This is a genomic window from Neisseria sp. P0021.S007, from assembly GCF_051956855.1.
The window spans coordinates 1-499 of the sequence record NZ_JBQCXA010001325.1 but is presented as its reverse complement, the minus strand read 5'-3'; the positions used below and the strand labels follow the sequence as shown (position 1 = coordinate 499).

Genomic DNA, 499 nt, shown 5'->3' with positions numbered 1-499 from the left:
ATACAAAAACAACAAACATCCGCCAAAACACGCCAAACAACCCCCCAACCACCTAAAAACATCCACCCCCCACCGAAAAGTAAAAAAAAACAAAACCAAAAACCCTACCACCACCCCCCACCGCGCCAACACCACACACCAACACACCCACCACACCACCCAACAACACACCACCAAAACACCCACCCAAAACACAAAAAACAAACACCCCACCAAACCAACCCCCCCAAAACACCAAAAACACCACACCCCCCAACCCAAACACACAAAACCCCCAAAAAAACACACCAAAAAACAAACACCCCCAACCAAAAACAACCCCAAAAAAACACACAACCCAACCAACCACCAAAACCAACACACCACAAACGCGCACCCAACCACACAAAACAACCCTGAAAGACATAAAAACAGCCCACAGCCAAAAAAAAACCAACACACCAATCAACCCCCACAACACCGCAACGAACCAACCAACACCCACCCCCCATACACACCC

General features: G+C 48.5%; 1 protein-coding gene. It reads left to right on the top strand.

The genetic code is table 11. The annotated features are described in order from the left end of the window. On the top strand, positions 1-499 hold a 499-nt coding region (locus ACTHUR_RS18975), incomplete at both ends, for a hypothetical protein (protein WP_440400325.1).